Here is an 18,254-nt window from a genome sequence, read left to right as displayed (position 1 = left end):
GGGATTTGTGGCGCAGCAGGAAACCTCGCGACAACGCTCCTGATCGTCCGGATTCCTGCCCCGTTGCTTCTTTTCTCAAGACACCACTGTTCCGGAATTTTCGAGAGCTTTATGTCTATTGGCAAACCTGCTGGCCGATTCCTGTTGTCGATGTTTGTGGTGTCACTGCTCAGCGGCTGCACGCTAGGGCCGGACTACCAGTTGCCTGCGGTGGCGGTTGCCGGCAAGTGGCATGCGCCGCTGCCCCATGAAGCGTCGATGGTGCGGCTGCAGGATTGGTGGCAACAGTTCGATGACCCGGCACTGGCAACCCTGTTGCGCCTGGCGCAAGCAGACAGCCCGTCTCTCGATCAGGCGCTGGCGCGCATCGCCCAGGCACGCGCGACGCTGGACGGCAGCTTTGCCGACAGGCTGCCGCAAGTGAGCGGCGGCGTGAGCAAGTCACGCGCTGGCATCAGGCAGAGCGGGGTGCGCCAGAGCGGTACGACTTCCGGCGCAACTCTCGATGCATCCTGGGAACTGGACCTGTTCGGCAAACTGCGACGCACCGACGAGGCTTCACGCAATCTGCTCGAAGCACGTGTCAATGACTGGCATGAAGCTCGTGTGTCGCTGGCCGCCGAGGTAGGTGATGACTTCGTGCAATACCGCGGCTGCCAGATGCTGGTTAACGCTTACCGTGATCAGGCGCAATCCCAGGAACAGACCGCACGTCTGACTCGTGTGTCGTTTCAGGCCGGGTTTACCGCAGCCGCTGATTCATCGCTGAGCGACGCCAGTGCGGCGGCCAGTAATGCGACCCTCATCAAGCAACAAAGTGAGTGCGACGTGCTGCTCAAAAGCCTTGTGGCCCTGACCGGTAGCGACGAGGAACAGGTGCGGGAAGTGCTCGGCCATAACCCCGCGCGACTGCCCCAGCCTGCGTCGCTGGATGTACGGGAAATACCCGCCGACCTGGTGCGCCAGCGCCCGGACCTGGCGTCCAGCGAACGCGAACTGGCCGCAGCGAATGCGAAGATCGGCGCTGCTCAGGCGGATCGTCTGCCCAGCCTGAGTCTGATCGGATCGTTCGAGGTGGGGACCACCACTGGAGTATTCAGCCGTAACTGGAGCCTCGGCCCGCAACTGACTGTTCCGCTGTTCGACGCAGGCAAGCGCCGGGCGGCAGTGGACTCGGCGCGGGCAGATTATGACGCGGCGCTGGCGACCTATCGGCAGACCTTGCGCACGGCGGTAATGGAAGTCGAGCAGTCACTGGTGCGTCTCGACGCGGCGCGGCGTTCGCAAGCCAGTACGCAGCGGGCCAGCGACGGCTATGAAGCGTCGTTCGAGGCCACAGACCGCAACTGGCAGGCCGGTAACGCCAGCCTGCTGGACCGCGAAGTGGCTCGACGCTCGGCCCTTTCGGCGCAAATCGAACTGATCACCGTGCAACAAAATCAAGTGCGCTACTGGATTGCCCTGTACAAGGCCCTGGGCGGTGGATGGCAGGACGGTCGCGAAGGTTTGGCCAGTGAGACAGCGAAGCGGGACGGCGCATGAGGAAGATACGCATGTATGGGCTGCTGACGCTGGCGGTGTTGGGCGTTTCAGGCTGGCTATTGTTTGGCCGTGCAGAGCCGACCCCGGCTGCTGCTGTTGCGCCGTCAACCAGCCTTACCGTCGAGGCGGTTCAACCGCGCCACGAAGAATGGCCACAGGAACGGGTCGCCAGCGGTGCGCTCGCGCCGTGGCAGGAAGCTGTTATCAGTGCCGAGACCGGAAGCTTGCGTATCGCCAGCCTGAAGGCTGATATCGGCGATCAGGTGAAGAAAGGCCAGGTCTTGGCGACCCTGGCCGATGACAGCGTGCTGGCCGAGGAAAACAAGCAGAAGTCAGCGGCAGCCCAGGCCACGGCGCAATTGCAGGAAGCCCGCTCCAATGCGCGACGTGCGGCGTTGGTCGGACAGAGCGGGGCCTTGTCTGAGCAGCAACTGGAAGAATACCGGGTCAAGGTGCAGACCGCTGAAGCCAACTTGGCCTCGGCAAATGCCGACCTGCGCAGCATCCGGATCAAACTCACGCAGACACGCATTGTCGCGGTGGATGACGGGGTCATATCCGGGCGCAAGGCCTTGCTCGGCGATGTGGTGTCGGCGGGCAGCGAAATGTTCAGGATGATCCGGGATGGCCGCATCGAGTGGCAGGCAGAACTGGATGCACAGCAACTGCCAGGTGTGCAGGTCGGACAGCTCGCTCGCGTGACGTTGCCAGGCGGTATTCAGGTCGAAGGTCGCGTGCGGCTGGTCTCGCCCATACTCGACAGCAAGACCAGCAGGGCGCTGGTCTATGTGTCCCTGCCCACGGGGTCGATGGCGCGCGCCGGCATGTACGCCAGCGGTCGCATCGAACTGCCATCCACTGCGGCGCTGACTGTCCCGGACACCAGTGTGATTCTGCGTGACGGACGCTCTTATGTGTTCGTGCTGGGCAAGGATATGCATGTCAGCCAACACGTCGTAGAGGTCGGGCGGCGGCGTGGATCGGCGCTGGAAATCCTCGGAGGTCTGACACAGCAGGCACAGATCGTCCGTAGCGGTGGGGCCTTTCTCAATGACGGGGCCAGCGTGACGCTGGTCAACGCCGAGGCGCGCACGCAATGAATATCTCCGCGCTGTCGATTCGTTACCCGGTTCCGGCGGTCATGCTGTTTTTACTGCTGACCCTGTTTGGTGCCCTCGGATTCGATCGTCTCGGTATCCAGGACTTTCCCGACACCGATCTGCCCGCAGTGGTCATCAGTGCCTCACTGGAAGGGGCCGCCCCCGAGCAACTGGAAACCGAAGTCGCACGCAAGCTCGAAGACAAGCTGACCTCGCTGCGCCTGCTCAAGCATGTCAGCACGCAAATTGCCGAAGGCAGCGTCATCATCAATGTGATCTTCGACATCGATAAGGATGGCAATGAAGCGCTCAACGAGGTGCGCAATGCGGTGGACAGCGCTGCCGCCGAGTTGCCAGCCAACCTCGACACGCCATCGGTAACCCGCCTGACCACCAATACCACGGCGTTGCTGACCTATGTGGTCGATGCGCCACGCATGGACGAAGAAGCGTTGTCCTGGTTTGTCGACAATGAGCTGAGTAAAAAGCTTCTGACCGTGCGTGGTGTCGCGAACATCGGCCGCGTGGGCGGTGTGGATCGCGAAGTCCAGGTGGACCTCGATCCCGCGCTGATGGCCGGCCTGGGTTTGAGCGTGACGGACATCGCGGATCGTTTGCGGACAATGCAGAAAGACAATTCCGGCGGTCAGGGCGATCTGGGCAGCGGACAGCAGGCGCTGCGTGTGCTCGGCGGCATTGACGACCCTGCCGCGCTGGGCGCTATCCGCATTCCCGTCAGCGAGGGGCGAATGCTCGCTGTGCAGCAGTTGGCCACCGTGCGTGATACCCATGCCGAGCGCACCACACTGGCGTATCGCGACGGCAAACCGGTCATTGGCTTTCAGGTCATGCGCTCTCTGGGTTTTTCCGACGTCGGAGTGACCAGGGATGTGCGCCAGGCAGTCAGTGAGTTCGCCAGGCAACATCCTGATGTGCGTATTGAAGAAGCGAGTAATGCCGTCGACCCGGTGATGGAAAACTATCGCGGCTCCATGATGCTGCTATACGAAGGAATGTTGCTGGCGGTGTTGGTGGTCTGGTGGTTCCTGCGTGACTGGCGGGCTACGATTATCGTGGCCACAGCACTGCCTTTGTCGATCATCCCGACATTTGGCGTGATGTATTTTGCCGGTTTCAGCCTCAATACAGTTTCGCTGCTGGCGCTGGCCCTGGTGATCGGCGTTCTGGTCGATGATGCAATTGTCGAGGTCGAAAACATTGCGCGCCACCTGCGTATGGGCAAAACCCCGACTCAGGCGGCGATTGAGGCGTCCGACGAGATCGGCCTTGCGGTATTGGCAACCACTGTGACTCTGGTCGCGGTGTTCCTGCCAACCGCTTTCATGGGCGGGGTTTCCGGCAAACTGTTTCGCCAATTCGGTGTGACTGCCAGCGCTGCGTTGATGTTTTCGTTGTTGGTCGCCCGTCTGCTGACGCCAATGATGGCGGCGTATTTTCTCAAGGCTCGCGCGCATGGTGAGCACGACAGCGGTTTGATGAGACGTTACCTGAGCTGGATTCACACCAGCCTGAGCCGCCGCAAGACCACCATGACCATTGCTGGTGTCTTGTTCATAGGCTCGCTGGCACTTATTCCCTTGCTGCCTACCAGCTTCTTGCCTGCGCAGGATATTGCCAGCAGCACCGTCAGCCTGGAGTTGCCGCCCGGCAGCAGCTTGGCCCAGACCGGCGAGATTGCCTTGCTGGCTGAGAAGCGTTTACGCGAGATTCCAGAAGTGGCCCACGTTTTCATCGCGGCGGGCAGCGGCGATGCGGGCAGTGCGGGTGATCGCAAGGCGGCGCTGACCGTCGATCTGCTACCACGTAACCAGCGCGCACTGAAACAGTCCCAGGTGGAAGCGAGCATGCGTGAAAGTCTGCGCAGTTTGCCCGGTGTGCGGGTGAATGTCGGTGGTGACGCCAGCGGCGAGCGGCTGGACATCGTCCTCGCCAGCGATGATGGCGATTTGCTGGAGCGTACCGCAGCCGCTCTTGAACCGCAGCTGCGCCAGATAAAAGGCGTAGGCAACATCACCTCCAGTGCTGCGGTGCAAAGGCCGGAAATCCAGATGCGCCCGGATGTTATCCGCGCGGCAGAGCTTGGCGTCAGCAGCCAGGACATCGCCGACACACTGCGCATGGCCACCTACGGCGAATACAGCTCGTCCCTGGGCAAGATCAATCTGTCCCAGCGCCAGGTCAATGTGCGGGTGCGTATGCAGCCGCAAGTACGCACCGACCTGCAGAGTCTCGCTCAGTTACGGGTCACGGGGCGTGATGGCCAGATCGCGCTGGCGTCTCTGGGAGAAATCAGCATGGGCAGCGGCCCCGCGCAGATTAATCGTATCGATCGCTTGCGCAATATCACTCTTTCCATCGAGCTCAATGGGCGCAATCTGGGCGAAGTGATGGAGCAGGCCAGGCAAGCGCCGGTCATGCAGAACCTGCCAGCGCAAGTGAAACTGGTAGAGCAGGGCGAGTTGCAGTTGATGAGCGAGCTGTTTGGCAATTTCAGCCTGGCTATGGCCGTCGGCGTGTTCTGTATCTACGCGGTGCTGGTGCTGCTGTTCCATGATTTCATGCAGCCGCTGACAATCCTCTCGGCACTGCCTTTATCACTCGGCGGCGCACTGTTGGCACTGTTGATAGGCGGGATGAGCTTTTCCATGGCGTCGGTCATCGGCTTGCTGATGCTGATGGGGATTGTGACCAAGAACTCGATCCTGTTGGTGGAGTACGCGATTATGGCTCGTCGTGAGCCGACCGTGAGCCGTTATGAGGCGTTGATCGACGCCTGCCACAAACGTGCCCGGCCGATTCTGATGACCACTATTGCAATGGGTGCGGGCATGTTGCCGACAGCATTGGGATGGGGCGGAGAATCGGGCTTCCGCCAGCCGATGGCGGTGGTCGTCATTGGCGGACTATTGGCCTCGACCGTACTAAGCCTGTTGGTAGTGCCCGTTATTTTTACTTATATCGATGATGGCCACGAGACACTTAAAGGATGGTTTCGCAGGCCTCGATAAAACCGTGTAATCCGCTATCGTCGCAGGCTCCCTGACCTAGGCTAATGCCTGAGAATACCTGGCATGCCGACACATTTCCCTCCTTGGGTTCTACTTGGCAAACCCTGCGCAGCCGTGCCCGTTTTTTATCTGGTCGCCACCTTTTTATCCAGTAACACCGCAGTGTCTATTCATAAAATCCGGTTCATGCCGGTAACGACAGGAATCGCGAAAAGTCAGGATGCAGTGAACAAGCAGGTCCTGCTCGGGCACAGAAATTGGATGAATACTTCTGCAGTCCGAAAAATCGCTTATCGCAAAAGTGCGCAAAACCCACGTTCAACTACTTGCCTCTAGTGCAGTAGGGCGCTCGGACAGAAGTGCCCCCTTACTTAACGATGATGGTTAATCAATGAACCTGATAAATCGCACCAGTTTCGCTAAAAAACTCATGGCCGCGTTCATCGTTTGCGCCATGATCACCTTGGCTGTGGGTGGTTTGGGTATGCTCGGTATCAACCGGCTCTCCGATGCCCTTGAGCTGACGTTCTGGAATAACCTGGTTTCAGTGGCCAACACCAACGAGACGATGACCGCCCTGACCACTCATAACCGCGGGCAAACTGGAAGACGCGCGCAATCGCCTCAACGCGCTGGCCGACGGAGAGTTCAACAAGGCTCGCGGCTACCCGCAGATCATGATCGACTCCAACAAGCGCCAGATCAAAAACGCATTGTTGCGCAGCTCAAGCTTTAACGGGCTTGTGCGGGTGTATTTCCGGCTTGGTCGTCTGGACCATTTGGGACGGGAATACACGCTGCTTTCCTTTGCTTTTCTCTTGTTTACGGGTTGACCTCGCCAGTTTGCGGGGCCGAAGCGCTTGAGAGTGATTAGAGTCTGGTCTCGACGCTGAAGACGAATAGCGACCAGATGCGAAATATCTTGAAACATTCGTGTCACATACCGAGTCAATGGAATAACCCTCTTCAAGGTTTTTCCAATGAAAACGCCTCGCCCCGACACCCGTCTCAAATCCCTCACCAACTTGCGCAATTTAAAGATGGCGCGGTCTGCGCACGCATTCGTGCGAGGCAATACCGCGCAGTTCTATGAGTGGCTTCACAGTCAGTCGGGCAGGCGTCTGCCCAGCGGTCCGCCGGTCTGGATCTGCGGAGATTGCCATGCCGGTAATCTGGGGCCCACAGGGGATTCGAGAGGGCGCATCGATATGCATATCCGCGACCTCGATCAAGCCGTCATCGGTAATCCGGCCCATGACCTGGTGAGGCTGGGGCTGTCGTTGGCGACGGCTGCCCGTGGCTCGGATCTACCCGGAGTGACCACGGCAAGAATGCTGGAAGAGATGATGCAGGGCTACGAAGAGGCTTTTATCGGCAACGACGATGAAGAGCCGGATCGTCCTGCGCAAGTGAAAGCGGGGATGCGCAGCGCGGTACAACGCACGTGGAAGCATCTGGCAAAGGAGCGTTTCGAAGGCACCCAACCGACCATTCCGCTGGGCAAGCATTTCTGGCAACTGTCACGTGCGGAACGCGATGCGATCAAGGCGCTTTGTGAAACGCCGGAGATTCATGCGCTGGTGACATCGCTCAAAGGCAGGTCCCAGGATGACCGTGTGCGCTTACTCGACTCCGCCTATTGGGTAAAAGGATGCAGCTCTCTGGGGCTGCTTCGCTACGCAGTGCTGATGGGGGTTGGCGATGAAGAGGATGAAGAGTTCTGCCTGCTCGATGTCAAGGAAGCGGTCGCAGCAGCGGCCCCACGTACGGCGAGGGCTCGCATGCCCAGAGACAACGGCAAACGGGTAGTGGAGGGCGCTCGGCACCTGTCGCCCGGCCTGGGTAGCCGAATGGTTGCCGTGCGAATGCTGGGTCACTCGTTCTTCATTCGTGAGCTACTTCCTCAGGACATGAAGCTGGAACTTGATGAGCTCACTGAGCAAGAGGCCATGCAGGCCGCAGCTTATCTCGCCAAAGTTGTGGGTAAAGCCCACGCCAGACAGATGGATCTGGCCACACGTGCGGCGTGGATCAGTGACCTGCAAACCAATCGATCCGATACCCTGGACGCGCCCTCCTGGCTATGGTCGAGCGTCGTTCAACTGGTCGGTAGTCACGAGCAAGGCTACCTTGAGCATTGCCGCCGTTACGCGCTGTAGCGGTTTCGCCTTAGAGCCAATAGACGGCAAAGCCGGGATGGTTATCTATTGTGGCGCAGAATGGAAAAGTTCAGCGCCGCTGCCACCGAGAGCCATACCAGATAGGGGAATAAAATCAGCCCCGTAATGATGTCCAGCTGCAAGGCCATTACGATCATCGAGGCGACAACAATCCACAGCAAAGCAAGAATCACCATCGCAGCGACAATGCGGTTCGCACCAAAAAATAACGGTGTCCACAACGTGTTCAGTGCAATCTGAGCAGCCCACAGGGCAAGCACGATCTGGCTGCCGGGGAGCAGCGTCAGGAGATACCCTGCCCAGGCGAGGAGCAGGTAGATCACGGTCCACGCTACCGGAAATACCCAGTTTGGCGGGGTGAAGCTCGGTTTCTGAAGGGATTCGTACCATGCTCCTGGTTTAAAGATGATGCCGGTTGCTGCGGCGGCGCTGCAGGCTAGAAGGAAGATCAAAAAGGTCATGGCTTTTCCTGGGTTGAAACGCTGTAGGGTGTGAGATGAATGGCGATCTCAAGCTTGGACGCCGGCGCGCTGGAAAGGTCCGATCTTTTGAGTGGCAAGGTGAGGCCAGCGAAGCTGATTGAACAGTCAATGCCCTGCTGCGCTGGCCGAACCGCTGCGTTTGATCAATAAGCCGCGACCACTCCATCCTTCCTGGGATCGGTCCCGCCCACATAGCCATGCGCCGTGCGCTGGATAATCTGCGCACCGCCGAAGGCAAATACGCCGCTTGGCTCTTCGACATCGATGTCGTGACCTTTTGCGCGCAGTGCTTTCACCACGTCAGGGTCAAACGCACGCTCCACGGCGACTTTCAGGCCGGATTCGATTCTCCAGCGCGGTGCGTCGGCAGCAGCTTGCGGGTTTTGCTTGTAGCGCAGGATGCGCATCATCATCTGCAAGTGGCCCTGCGCCTGCATCGGGCCGCCCATCAGCCCGAATGACATCAGCGGCGTGCCGTCGGCATTCATGACAAAGCCAGGGATGATGGTGTGAAACGGACGCTTGCGCGGTGCAACGTAATTGACGTGCTGCGGGTCCAGGGAAAAGCCTGCGCCACGGTTCTGCATGCTGATGCCGGTGCCGGGTACAACGACACCCGAGCCGAAGCCCATGTAGTTGGACTGGATGAACGAGATCATCATGCCGCTTTCATCCGCCGCTGACAGGTACACCGTGCCGCCCGGTTTCGGTGAGCCGTGCCCGGGATTGGCGGCCTGATCGGTGATCAGGCCCGCGCGTTCTGTCAGGTACGCCTTGCCCAGCAAATCGGCTGAGGGCACGCGCATGTGCTCGCTGTCGGCGACATGTTCGTCGAGGTCGGCCAAGGCCAGTTTCATTGCTTCCAGCACCGGGTGAACCGTTTCAAGGCTGTCCACCGGGTGTTCGCCGACGCCCAGCGCTTCAAGCATGGTCAGGCCGGCGAGGGTGGCAATGCCCTGGCCATTTGGCGGAAGTTCATGCACCACGGCGCCCGCGTATGGCACCGACAGCGTATCGATCCAGTCCACGGTGTGCGTGGCCAGATCGTCGAGGCTCATCACGCTGCCATTGGCGTTGGCATGGGCGATGATCGCCTGTGCCAGTTCGCCGCGATAGAACGCTTCGCCTTTGGTCTGGGCGATCAGTTCCAGCGTGCGAGCATGGTCCTTGAGCTGGATTTTTTCTCCGGCCAAGGGGGCTTTGCCATCCGGCATGAAGCATTCGGCAAAGCCCGGTTGATCCTTGAGCAGGTGCGAGCCACGTTTCCACAGCTCGGCGATAATCGGCGTTACCTGATAACCATCGCGGGCATAGCCAATCGCCGGCTCAGCCAGGGTCGCGAAGGGCAGCTTGCCGTAACGCTCGGACAGCGCCACCCAGGCCGAAACCGCCCCCGGCACGCTGACCGCAGGCCAGCCACGTTGCGGCATCTGGCTACGGCCTTCGAAGTACTCAGGCGTCCAGGCTTGTGGCGCGCGGCCGGAAGCGTTCAAACCTTGCAGCGTACTGCCGTCCCAGACGATGGCGAAGGCGTCGCTGCCAATCCCGCAACCAGTGGGCTCTACCACGGTCAGCACCATGGCTGCTGCGATGGCGGCGTCGACCGCATTGCCGCCACGGCGCAGCATGTCCAGCCCGGCCTGAGCGGCCAATGGCTGAGAGCAGGCGACCATGTTGTTGCCCATCACCGGCGAGCGCGCCGAAGCGTAGGGTTGGCTGTAATCCAGATCATCGAACATAAGCGTTTCTCTTGGCAGAACGAAAGGTTTAGCCCTTGGGGTCCAGCGCATCGCGCAGGCCGTCACCCAGCAGGTTGAAGCACAGGACCGTGATGTAGATCGCCACACCTGGCGCAATCGACATCCACGGAGCCTGCTCCATGAAATTCTTCGCTGTATTGAGCATCGAGCCCCACGATGGCGAAGGCGGTTGCTGACCCAGGCCAAGGAACGACAGGCTGGCTTCAGCCAGAATCGCCGAAGCGATGGTCAGCGTCGCTTGCACCACCAGCGGCGACATCACGTTGGGCAGCACGTAACGCAGGATAATCCAGCGATCCGGCAGGCCGATGGCGCGGGCACCTTCCAGGTAATCCTCATGCTTGATCGACAGCACCTGGCCACGGGTCAGCCGGGCAAAGATCGGCATGGCCGACAGGCCGATGGCGATCATAGCGTTGGTCAGACTTGGGCCGAGAAAGGCGCCCAAAGCGATGGCCAGCACCAGAAACGGACAGGACAACAGTGCTTCCATGACCTGTGAAATTAGCGTGTCCAGCTTGCCACCAAAGTACCCGGCCAGCAGGCCCAGAGGCACGCCGATGAGCATGGCGATGGCTACCGAAACGCCACCGGCCAGCAGCGAGCTCCGAGCGCCATACAGCAAGCGTGAAAACAGATCGCGACCCAGTTCGTCGGTACCCAGCCAGTAGATCAACGAGGGAGCCTTGCGTACGGCGAGAAAGTTGGCCTTTAGCGGATCATGGAGCGCAATCCAGGGGGCCAGAATGGCCGCGAGGACAAACAGCAGCAACACCGCCGTGCCAATCACTGCGCCTTTGTTGGCGAGGAACTTCTTCAGAAAAGGCGAGCGACTGCGCGGCATGATCGCGCTATGCGGCAGGCTGGCAATAGCGGTCATCAGGCAGTCCTCAGGCGTGGGTTGATCAAGCGGTAGAGCACGTCGGCAAGCAGGTTCAACAGCAGAAAGCCAATCGCGACACACAACACCACACCTTGCACCACGGCGTAGTCGCGGTTGAACACAGCGTCGACGATCATCTTGCCGAAACCCGGAATGCTGAACACTTGCTCGGTCAGCACCGCGCCGCCAAGCAATTCACCAAACAGCAGCGTCGTGAGGGTGACGATGGGCATCAGCGCATTGCGCAGCGCATGCTTGAGAATCACTGTGCGCGGGAACAGTCCTTTGGCACGAGCTGTGCGGACGTAGTCAGTGCGCAATACTTCCAGCATGGCGCTGCGGGTGTGACGCATGAGAATCCCCGAAAGCCCGGCACCCAGTACGAAGCCTGGCAGAATCAAGGTCTTCAGGTTTTGCCCAAAGTCCTCCCCCAGAGGCACGAAGCCGGAAGCGGGCAGCCATTGCAGTTTCACCGCAAAGACCATGATCAGAAGAATGCCCAGCCAGAAGTGCGGAATAGAAATCCCCGACAGCGCCACCACGTTGGCCCCATAATCCACCGCAGTGCCTTTGCGCACCGCCGAAATGATCCCGGTTGGAATGCCTATCAATAGCGCAATCAGCAGGGCCAGCACGGCCAGTTCAATGGTCACTGGTAGCTTGGACGCCAGCAGCGTGGTCACCGGCTGTTCGGTACGCAGTGATGTGCCGAAATCGCCGCTCAGCACGTTGCCGACCCAGTTCAGATACTGCAACGGGATCGGGTCATCTAGCCGGTATTTGTCGCGCAGGTATTCCATGACCGCCGGATCGCGTTCTTCACCGGCCATCGCCAGCACCGGATCACCCGGCAGCAGCTTCTGCAGGGTGAAGACAAACAGCGAAACCAGAATCAGCGTCGGTATCGAGCTGAGCAGGCGTCGCAGGATGAACATCAGCATACCGGAACCTCGCAGGTGCGCCCGTCAGTCATGGCTTGAACGCGACATTGGCCAGACGAATCAGACCGTCCGGGTTAGGGACGAAACCAGTCACGTTGTTACGCATTGCAATGATTCGCGGGTCGAAATACAGGTAGGCGGTCGGTACTTCATCGGCCAGCAAACGCAGCGCTTCGTTGTAAAGCGCCTGGCGTTGTGCAACGTCGTTTACCGTGCGCGCCTTGTTCAACAGCTCGTCGAGCCTGGCGTTGCAGTATTTACCGTCGTTCTGGCCGCCTTTGCAGGTCACGAACTGATGGATATCGCCATCCGGATCAGGACGGCCCGACCAGGCGCTCATGCCGATCTGGAAATTGCCGCTCGCCTGTTCGCTGAGCATCGTGGCGTATTCAGTGGCAATCAGGTTGACCTTGAAGCCCGCTTCTTCAGCCATGGCCTGAATGATCTGCCCGACCTGTTGCGCGATAGGGTTGTTGGCCACTTTCAGGTCCACCGCCAACGGTAGTTTCACTCCGGCCTCAGCCAGCAGCGCTTTGCTTTTCTCGACATCGCGAGCCGGGATCGGTAGGTCCTTGTCGTAATACGGGCTGTTTTTCGGGAACGGCTGAGCGCTTGGCGCGTACAGGCCCTCGAACACCACCTGGTTAATGGCATCGCGGTCGATAGACAGCTCAAAGGCTTTACGTACGCGCTTGTCCTTGCCAATCGGCGAGTTGGCTTTTTCCCCGTTACCGATGTTGAACATGAGTTGCATGTAGCCCAGGCCTGGCGTGTTGTAGATCGCCAGCTTGCTATCGCCCTTGACGGTCTTCACATCGGTAGGTGCAACGCGTTCGATAATGTCCAGGTCGCCGGATCGCAGGTTTGCCAGGCGCACCGAGGTGTCCGGAATCGGCAGGAACACCACTTTGTCGAAGTGATAAGCCTGCTTGTTCCAGTAGTTGTCAAAACGCTCCAGCACGATTCGATCCTGCTGCACGCGCTGCACGAATTTGTAAGGGCCGGAGCAGACCGGGTTGGAGGCGAACTCGCCTTGCGCAGCTTTCGGCGCGAGCATCATCCCGGCACGATCCGACAGCTGTGAAACCAGCGTGGCATCGGCTTGTTTGAGCTTGATGGCGACGGTTTTTGCGTCTATTACCTCCACGCTGTCCACCGAGGCCAGCTCGCTTTTGCGCAGTGAGTCGGGCAGGGTGCGGGCGCGGTCGAGGTTGAACTTCACCGAGGCCGCATCAAAAGGTTCACCATCGTGGTACGTCACGCCATCGCGCAACGTCATGGTCAGGGTTTTACCGTCTTCGCTCCAGTTCCAGGCGGTGGCCAGTTGCGGCGAGTAGGTCAGGTCCGGGTTGACGTCCACCAGTTTGTCGCACAGCGCGGTGTAGACCAGGCGGCCGGAGTAGGTGCGCGAACGGTGCGGATCCAGCACATCGGGATCGTCCTGAATACCGATGCGCAACGTCGATTCGGCAAAGGCAGCGTTGGCGGCCAGCAATAACAACGTTCCTGTCACGACGCGTGCGATTTTCATGGCTGGCTCTCCACTGCAAGGGATTGATGGTGCTTGAACAGATTCAGGCGCTGGGTGTAGGCAGCGCTGGGTGTCGGAAGGATCAGCGTGGCGCTGCCTGCGTTGGCGATTTCACGCCAGAAGTGGCAGGCGACCTGGCGTTCGGCCTCGACCGTTTCCATGACCGGCGCAGCCTCCTTGCACAGCGCACGAGCGTGCGGGCAACGGGTATGAAAGCGGCAGCCTGAAGGCGGGCGGCTGGGGCTGGGCATATCGCCGCCGAGTAACGGACGCGGCTGGCGCAGGTCAGGGTGGCTGACCGGCACGGCGGCCATCAACGCCTGGGTATAAGGGTGCAAGGGGTTTTCGAACAGCGCGTCGACCGGCGCCAGTTCTACGATTTCACCCAGGTACATCACCGCCACGCGGTCGCTCATGTGGCGAATCACGGCCAGGCCATGGGCAACAATCACCAGGGTCAGGCCGAATTGATGCTTGAGGTCTTCGAGCAGGTTGACCACTTGCGCCTGCACCGAAACGTCCAGCGCCGAGACCGGCTCGTCACCGAGGATCAGGCGTGGCTCGGAAGCCAGTGCGCGGGCAATGCCGATGCGCTGGCGTTGGCCACCGGAGAATTCATGGGGATGCCGACCACCGTGTTCAGGAGCAAGGCCTACGGTGCGCAGTAACTCGGCGACTCTTTCCTGACGGTCGCTGCGGCTGGCCTGACTGTGTAGCCAGATTGGTTCGCCAACGATGGATTCCACGGTCATGCGTGGATTCAGCGAGGCGAACGGGTCCTGGAAGATGATCTGCAGGTCACGGCGTACCTGACGCAGCTTTTCCGGTGTCAGGTTGGCGAGGTTGCGGCCCTCGTAGATCACGTCACCCGCAGTCGGTTGCAGCAGGTTGAGCAGCAAGCGGCCGAGGGTTGATTTACCCGAGCCGGACTCGCCCACCAACGCCAGTGTCTCGCCTTTGCGGACTGACAGGTTGACCTGATTGACGGCCTGTACCGGTGGTTTCTTCGGGCGTAACAGACCGCTTTCCACGGCAAAGTGCTTGCTCAGTCCTATGCCTTCCAGAATAGGTTTCTGCGCGCTACTGTCGGCACTGACGCGCTCGGCGAAGTCTCGTTCGGAAAAGCTCACGCACTGACTCCCACATGCTGTTCCAAAGGCGCACGAATGCACGCGGCGAAGTGTCCGGGAGACAACTCAAGTAGCGGCGGGCGTTTGTCTCGGCATTGCTGGATCACGAACGGGCAGCGCCCGGCAAAACGGCAACCACCGGGCATTTCTGCCGGCGTCGGCACTCGGCCGTTAATCGTTGCCAGGCGGCTCTCACGAGGCCCAATCGATGGCATCGAGCCCATCAGGCCGATGGTGTATGGGTGCTGCGGGTCATCGAACAGGGTTTTCACCGGGCCGCTTTCAACCACGCGACCGGCGTACATCACCAATACGTCATCGGCGACTTCGGCCACCACGCCCAGATCGTGGGTGATCAGAATCATCGCTGTGCCAGTCTCGGCCTGCAGGTTGGCGATCAGCGAGAGGATCTGCGCCTGAATGGTTACATCCAGCGCAGTGGTCGGTTCATCCGCAATGATGAGCGCCGGATCATTGGCCAGCGCCATGGCAATCATCGCCCGTTGACGCATGCCGCCGGAGAGTTCGTGAGGGTAGGCGTCCAGCCGCTGGCGAGCGTCCGGCACGCGGACTTTTTCCAGCATTTCCAGCGCCCGCTGCCGGGCAGCCTTGTCTGCAAGGCCCTGATGGCGAATCACGCTTTCGGCGATCTGCTCGCCGATGGTGAAGACCGGGTTCAGGGAAGTCATCGGCTCCTGGAAAATCATCGCCATGCGGTTACCCCGCACATCCAACAGGCGTTCTTCGGACATGCCCAGCAAGGCTTCATCGATCAGTAGCGAGTCGCTGGCGTCTACCTTGGCCGTCGTCGGCAACAGGCCCATCAGACCCATTGAGGTCACGCTCTTGCCGCAGCCGGACTCGCCGACGATGGCCAGGGTCCTGCCGCGCTTGACGGAAAACGACACGCCGTCGACAACATTGGCGGGCGCACCGGCAAAGCGGACGGTCAGGTCGCTGATGCTGAGCACTGTGCTGTCGCCGTTTTCTGTGAGGTGGGCAGTGGCGCTCATAGGCTGGCCTCCAGGTCTTGGTTGATGACGGTGTTCAGGGCCTGTTGCAGCGCCCGTAAATGGCCGCGCATGGCGGTGGCGGCCTTGATCGGATCGCGGCTTTCAATAGCGCTGACGATGTCGTCGTGATCATGGCTGTAAGTGTCGAGGCGATCGGCATTGCGCGCCCGGTGACGCAAGTCGCGCCAGGCGGGGTCCAGACGGATCGCATCGAGCATTTCGAAGATATCCAGCATCAGCCGATTACCTGCGGCTTCGGCAATGGCACGGTGCAGGGCGCTGTCCCACAGTTCAATACCTTCAGCATCAGTCTGCTCGGCGACCTGCTGGCGAGTAGTGCGCTCGGCAAGGCGGCGCAAAATCGCCATCTGCTCACCATTGGCCCGCACCGCTGCCAATGAGGCAAGTGCCGGTTCCAGATGCAGACGCGCTTCCATGACCTCGCTGAAATTGGTCCGGCCAGAAAGCCGGGCGAAACTCATGGCGGCGCTGGGTGGTGTAGGTCCGACAAAGGTTCCTTTACCTTGCCGCCGCCAGATCTGGCCTTCGGCTTCGAGCACCGACAAGGCCCGACGAATTGCCCGTCGGCTGACCCCGAAATCGACAGCCAGATCCCGCTCGGTAGGCAGCGCCCGCTGGGGAAATGCGGCATGCTGAGCAACGATCTGCCGCAAGGCATCCAGTGCCAGTTTCGAAGAGTTGTCGATGGGGACGTCAGGATCGAACCTTTGCATCGTGGTACTCGCACCAGACTGAAAAAAGATGCCCTGAGCTGCCTATAGGCATATGTTCAAGGCAAAAGGGCTGGTGCAAGAGCGATGCCAATGAAAATTGGTTCGATCAACTTCCAATTGCAGGATTCCTTACGAGTGCAGGCGATCAAGCCCGGCGCGCCAATGCTCAAAGGTTCGGCTGATCGGTTCCAGGCATGGAAGAGGATTGGTTCGCAGGTCTGTGAACCAATTTTTCGGAGGGGGCGTTTTTTTGCATCAATCCGGGCATAGTGCGCCAGTGAGGCGCGCATTCTGCGGGGAGTTTCTGGCGTGGCGTTGAAAAATGCATCGATCGCTTTGCTGTTACTGGTATTGGCGGCTAGCGTCGGAACTTTCCTCCTGGAGAATGAAGTGCAACAAGGGGAAGCGTTAGCGTTAATAGCTAATGCGCACATTGATGGTTTGATCAGGGAGCCTTTGCTTCTCAGCGTTCGCTTGCCCCATGGTTCAAGTGCGCTTCTCGATGCTTTTGTCACACGACCGGAGAAGCCCGGGCGCTGGCCAGTTGCTCTGATCACTCATGGTACTAACGGTAATTCGAGCGACCGCACCAAAAGCCCCAATCTTTTTTCGTCCGCGGCCACCGTAGGTGCGCCAGGTTTGCGCGCCTTGCATCAGGCTCTGACTGCCGTGTGGCAGGTGCAGCGCCATTCGCAATATTGCGGATGGAAGCGTGAGGTTTGCTCCGATGGGAGGCGAGTACGGTGCATACACCCTAAGCTTCCGATTCCCTAGTGCACTGCCCGAAAGGTGATTTACGACACCTTGGCCTGTTCGGGGGACGAGCGCACCGAGATCATGAATCCCAGATACATGAGTCCCAGGTGGAGCAGCGCAAGCTTCAGGAAACCTTGGTACTGAAACAGGATGACCTGACTCGGCTGAACCGTGACAACGAACGGTTGCTGGGAGAATACCGGCAGCAAGTTAAAGTCCTCCATGCTCATGAAGCGCGGATTCAGACCCTGACAGGCGAGATCCAGGGCTTGCAGCTGGCAGAGGCGAAGTCGGTCGGTATCACGGAGCAGCTTCAGCAACAGATCGCTACGCTTCGACTGGACGCGAAGGCCTTTAATGAGACTGCCGCCAGAAGCAGCGAGCGGGAGCTAGCGTTGAAACTACAGCTTGCCTCTGCTCAGTTTGAAAACGAGCAGCTCCGGCGTGCCCTGTCGGAACAGGCTCAGCCTGAAGAGAGCAATGGTGAGACAACCGATGCCTCAGCCTCAAAAGGCGCCGGCGCAAAACAACCAAAAACACGGAGGAGTTGATCATAAAGGTACCTGCATCCCCAAAGAGCGGGGATTTCTCTTCCCTGAAACGCGCTCACCATTGCCTTGCGGTGATGATGGCTAACGGTATGTTCCGTCACGCTCTGAGGCGCTCAGCAGACGCAATCGCCACAAGCACCAAGAGCAACGTATTTGCCTAGTTGCAGAGGCGGGAAGGCTGTCAAAGGTAACGGTCGAGCTCCGGCGTCGGATGCAAAGCCTGACGTGGAACCGCATTGAACCTCAAAAGGTGGTGCTTAGCGAAAGCTTCCTTGGGTTACCCCAGCATCTTCGGGAGACGTTTAATGTCTTACGAAACGTCCCCGGTACCCCGGCCATGATTGGCAGTAAGCTTCTCCCATTGCGTCGTCGATCGGTATTCCCGCAGCAACGTTTATGGGCAATGAGTTTGGGTGGCGAGCCGCCTTTTGTGCTCTGACTGGGCTAACAGTAGTACTGATAGCCTGGATTCTGGTATCGGTGCCAGACTTTGCTTGAGCTGGTCTAATGACCCCGGACACCTTAATGGGTGAAACTATATCCATTGAGGAGTCACCATGACCAAGAAATACAGAAAATTCGATGCAGCCTTCAAGCTTGATGTCTGCAAGCTCATCGTTGA

The 18,254-nt window shown here is 59.6% G+C and carries 14 protein-coding genes and 2 pseudogenes; 6 read left to right on the top strand and 10 right to left on the bottom strand.

From position 1 onward, the window contains the following. The first annotated feature begins 111 nt into the window (after positions 1-111). From RGM3321_RS24200 to RGM3321_RS24180, 5 genes and pseudogenes are all read left to right on the top strand, one after another. Positions 112-1,542 carry an efflux transporter outer membrane subunit gene (locus RGM3321_RS24200; RefSeq protein WP_244395137.1) on the top strand — a complete coding sequence of 477 codons (1,431 nt, stop codon included), beginning with the start codon at positions 112-114 and terminating at the stop codon, positions 1,540-1,542. Further along, positions 1,539-2,642, top strand: coding sequence for an efflux RND transporter periplasmic adaptor subunit (locus tag RGM3321_RS24195; protein ID WP_244395136.1), 1,104 nt, complete (start codon positions 1,539-1,541; stop codon positions 2,640-2,642). Before RGM3321_RS24200 ends, RGM3321_RS24195 begins: the two co-directional genes overlap by 4 nt. Next, complete coding sequence (locus RGM3321_RS24190) at positions 2,639-5,671, top strand: efflux RND transporter permease subunit (RefSeq protein WP_244395135.1); 3,033 nt, start codon at positions 2,639-2,641, stop codon at positions 5,669-5,671. The genes RGM3321_RS24195 and RGM3321_RS24190 overlap by 4 nt, the downstream gene beginning before the upstream one ends. A gap of 391 nt (positions 5,672-6,062) precedes the next feature. Continuing rightward, positions 6,063-6,269, top strand: a pseudogene (locus RGM3321_RS28535) (MCP four helix bundle domain-containing protein); the annotation flags it as partial. A 382-nt stretch (positions 6,270-6,651) separates the two neighbouring features. After that, positions 6,652-7,830: a DUF2252 domain-containing protein gene (locus RGM3321_RS24180; RefSeq protein ID WP_244395133.1), complete on the top strand. Its 1,179-nt coding sequence runs from the start codon at positions 6,652-6,654 to the stop codon at positions 7,828-7,830. A 41-nt stretch (positions 7,831-7,871) separates the two neighbouring features. Here RGM3321_RS24180 and RGM3321_RS24175 read toward each other — a convergent pair whose 3' ends face one another. From RGM3321_RS24175 to RGM3321_RS28530, 9 genes and pseudogenes are all read right to left on the bottom strand, one after another. Further along, positions 7,872-8,312 carry a TspO/MBR family protein gene (locus RGM3321_RS24175; protein ID WP_244395132.1) on the bottom strand — a complete coding sequence of 147 codons (441 nt, stop codon included), beginning with the start codon at positions 8,310-8,312 and terminating at the stop codon, positions 7,872-7,874. A gap of 164 nt (positions 8,313-8,476) precedes the next feature. Continuing rightward, positions 8,477-10,072, bottom strand: coding sequence for a gamma-glutamyltransferase family protein (locus RGM3321_RS24170; protein WP_244395131.1), 1,596 nt, complete (start codon positions 10,070-10,072; stop codon positions 8,477-8,479). Between the two features lie 28 nt (positions 10,073-10,100). Then, positions 10,101-10,973, bottom strand: coding sequence for an ABC transporter permease (locus RGM3321_RS24165; protein ID WP_244395130.1), 873 nt, complete (start codon positions 10,971-10,973; stop codon positions 10,101-10,103). After that, positions 10,973-11,917 (bottom strand): ABC transporter permease, encoded by a 945-nt coding sequence (locus tag RGM3321_RS24160; protein ID WP_244395129.1) that lies wholly within the window; start codon positions 11,915-11,917, stop codon positions 10,973-10,975. Before RGM3321_RS24160 ends, RGM3321_RS24165 begins: the two co-directional genes overlap by 1 nt. A gap of 28 nt (positions 11,918-11,945) precedes the next feature. Beyond that, positions 11,946-13,448, bottom strand: coding sequence for an ABC transporter substrate-binding protein (locus RGM3321_RS24155; protein WP_244395128.1), 1,503 nt, complete (start codon positions 13,446-13,448; stop codon positions 11,946-11,948). Beyond that, positions 13,445-14,578 carry an oligopeptide/dipeptide ABC transporter ATP-binding protein gene (locus RGM3321_RS24150; RefSeq protein ID WP_244395127.1) on the bottom strand — a complete coding sequence of 378 codons (1,134 nt, stop codon included), beginning with the start codon at positions 14,576-14,578 and terminating at the stop codon, positions 13,445-13,447. Before RGM3321_RS24150 ends, RGM3321_RS24155 begins: the two co-directional genes overlap by 4 nt. Next, complete coding sequence (locus RGM3321_RS24145; protein WP_244395126.1) at positions 14,575-15,591, bottom strand: ABC transporter ATP-binding protein; 1,017 nt, start codon at positions 15,589-15,591, stop codon at positions 14,575-14,577. The genes RGM3321_RS24150 and RGM3321_RS24145 overlap by 4 nt, the downstream gene beginning before the upstream one ends. Further along, positions 15,588-16,325 carry an FCD domain-containing protein gene (locus tag RGM3321_RS24140; protein WP_057431575.1) on the bottom strand — a complete coding sequence of 246 codons (738 nt, stop codon included), beginning with the start codon at positions 16,323-16,325 and terminating at the stop codon, positions 15,588-15,590. The genes RGM3321_RS24145 and RGM3321_RS24140 overlap by 4 nt, the downstream gene beginning before the upstream one ends. A gap of 627 nt (positions 16,326-16,952) precedes the next feature. Further along, a pseudogene (locus RGM3321_RS28530) lies at positions 16,953-17,174 on the bottom strand (ABC-three component system protein); the annotation flags it as partial. A gap of 14 nt (positions 17,175-17,188) precedes the next feature. On the opposite strand from RGM3321_RS28530, the gene RGM3321_RS24135 reads away from it, so the two are divergent. Then, on the top strand, positions 17,189-17,632 hold the full coding sequence (locus RGM3321_RS24135; protein ID WP_244395125.1) for a hypothetical protein: 444 nt from the start codon (positions 17,189-17,191) through the stop codon (positions 17,630-17,632). 302 nt (positions 17,633-17,934) lie between these two features. On the opposite strand, the gene RGM3321_RS24130 is transcribed toward RGM3321_RS24135, so the two are convergent. Next, a partial coding sequence (locus RGM3321_RS24130) for a hypothetical protein (protein WP_244395124.1) occupies positions 17,935-18,254 on the bottom strand: 320 nt, incomplete at its 5' end.

It is taken from the genome of Pseudomonas sp. RGM 3321 (genome assembly GCF_022836805.1).
Taxonomy (GTDB): domain Bacteria; phylum Pseudomonadota; class Gammaproteobacteria; order Pseudomonadales; family Pseudomonadaceae; genus Aquipseudomonas.
Note: the sequence above shows the minus strand (reverse complement) of the source record. Positions and strands in the feature narration are given on the sequence as shown.

Excerpts from the sequence above, each read along its gene's own strand:
- RGM3321_RS24140 (WP_057431575.1), bottom strand. The coding sequence starts at position 16,325 with ATGCAAAGGTTCGATCCTGACGTCCCCATCGACAACTCTTCGAAACTG.
- RGM3321_RS24175 (WP_244395132.1), bottom strand. The coding sequence starts at position 8,312 with ATGACCTTTTTGATCTTCCTTCTAGCCTGCAGCGCCGCCGCAGCAACC.
- RGM3321_RS24165 (WP_244395130.1), bottom strand. The coding sequence starts at position 10,973 with ATGACCGCTATTGCCAGCCTGCCGCATAGCGCGATCATGCCGCGCAGT.
- RGM3321_RS24190 (WP_244395135.1), top strand. The coding sequence starts at position 2,639 with ATGAATATCTCCGCGCTGTCGATTCGTTACCCGGTTCCGGCGGTCATG.
- RGM3321_RS24200 (WP_244395137.1), top strand. The coding sequence starts at position 112 with ATGTCTATTGGCAAACCTGCTGGCCGATTCCTGTTGTCGATGTTTGTG.
- RGM3321_RS24195 (WP_244395136.1), top strand. The coding sequence starts at position 1,539 with ATGAGGAAGATACGCATGTATGGGCTGCTGACGCTGGCGGTGTTGGGC.
- RGM3321_RS24160 (WP_244395129.1), bottom strand. The coding sequence starts at position 11,917 with ATGCTGATGTTCATCCTGCGACGCCTGCTCAGCTCGATACCGACGCTG.
- RGM3321_RS24170 (WP_244395131.1), bottom strand. The coding sequence starts at position 10,072 with ATGTTCGATGATCTGGATTACAGCCAACCCTACGCTTCGGCGCGCTCG.
- RGM3321_RS24180 (WP_244395133.1), top strand. The coding sequence starts at position 6,652 with ATGAAAACGCCTCGCCCCGACACCCGTCTCAAATCCCTCACCAACTTG.
- RGM3321_RS24145 (WP_244395126.1), bottom strand. The coding sequence starts at position 15,591 with ATGAGCGCCACTGCCCACCTCACAGAAAACGGCGACAGCACAGTGCTC.
- RGM3321_RS24155 (WP_244395128.1), bottom strand. The coding sequence starts at position 13,448 with ATGAAAATCGCACGCGTCGTGACAGGAACGTTGTTATTGCTGGCCGCC.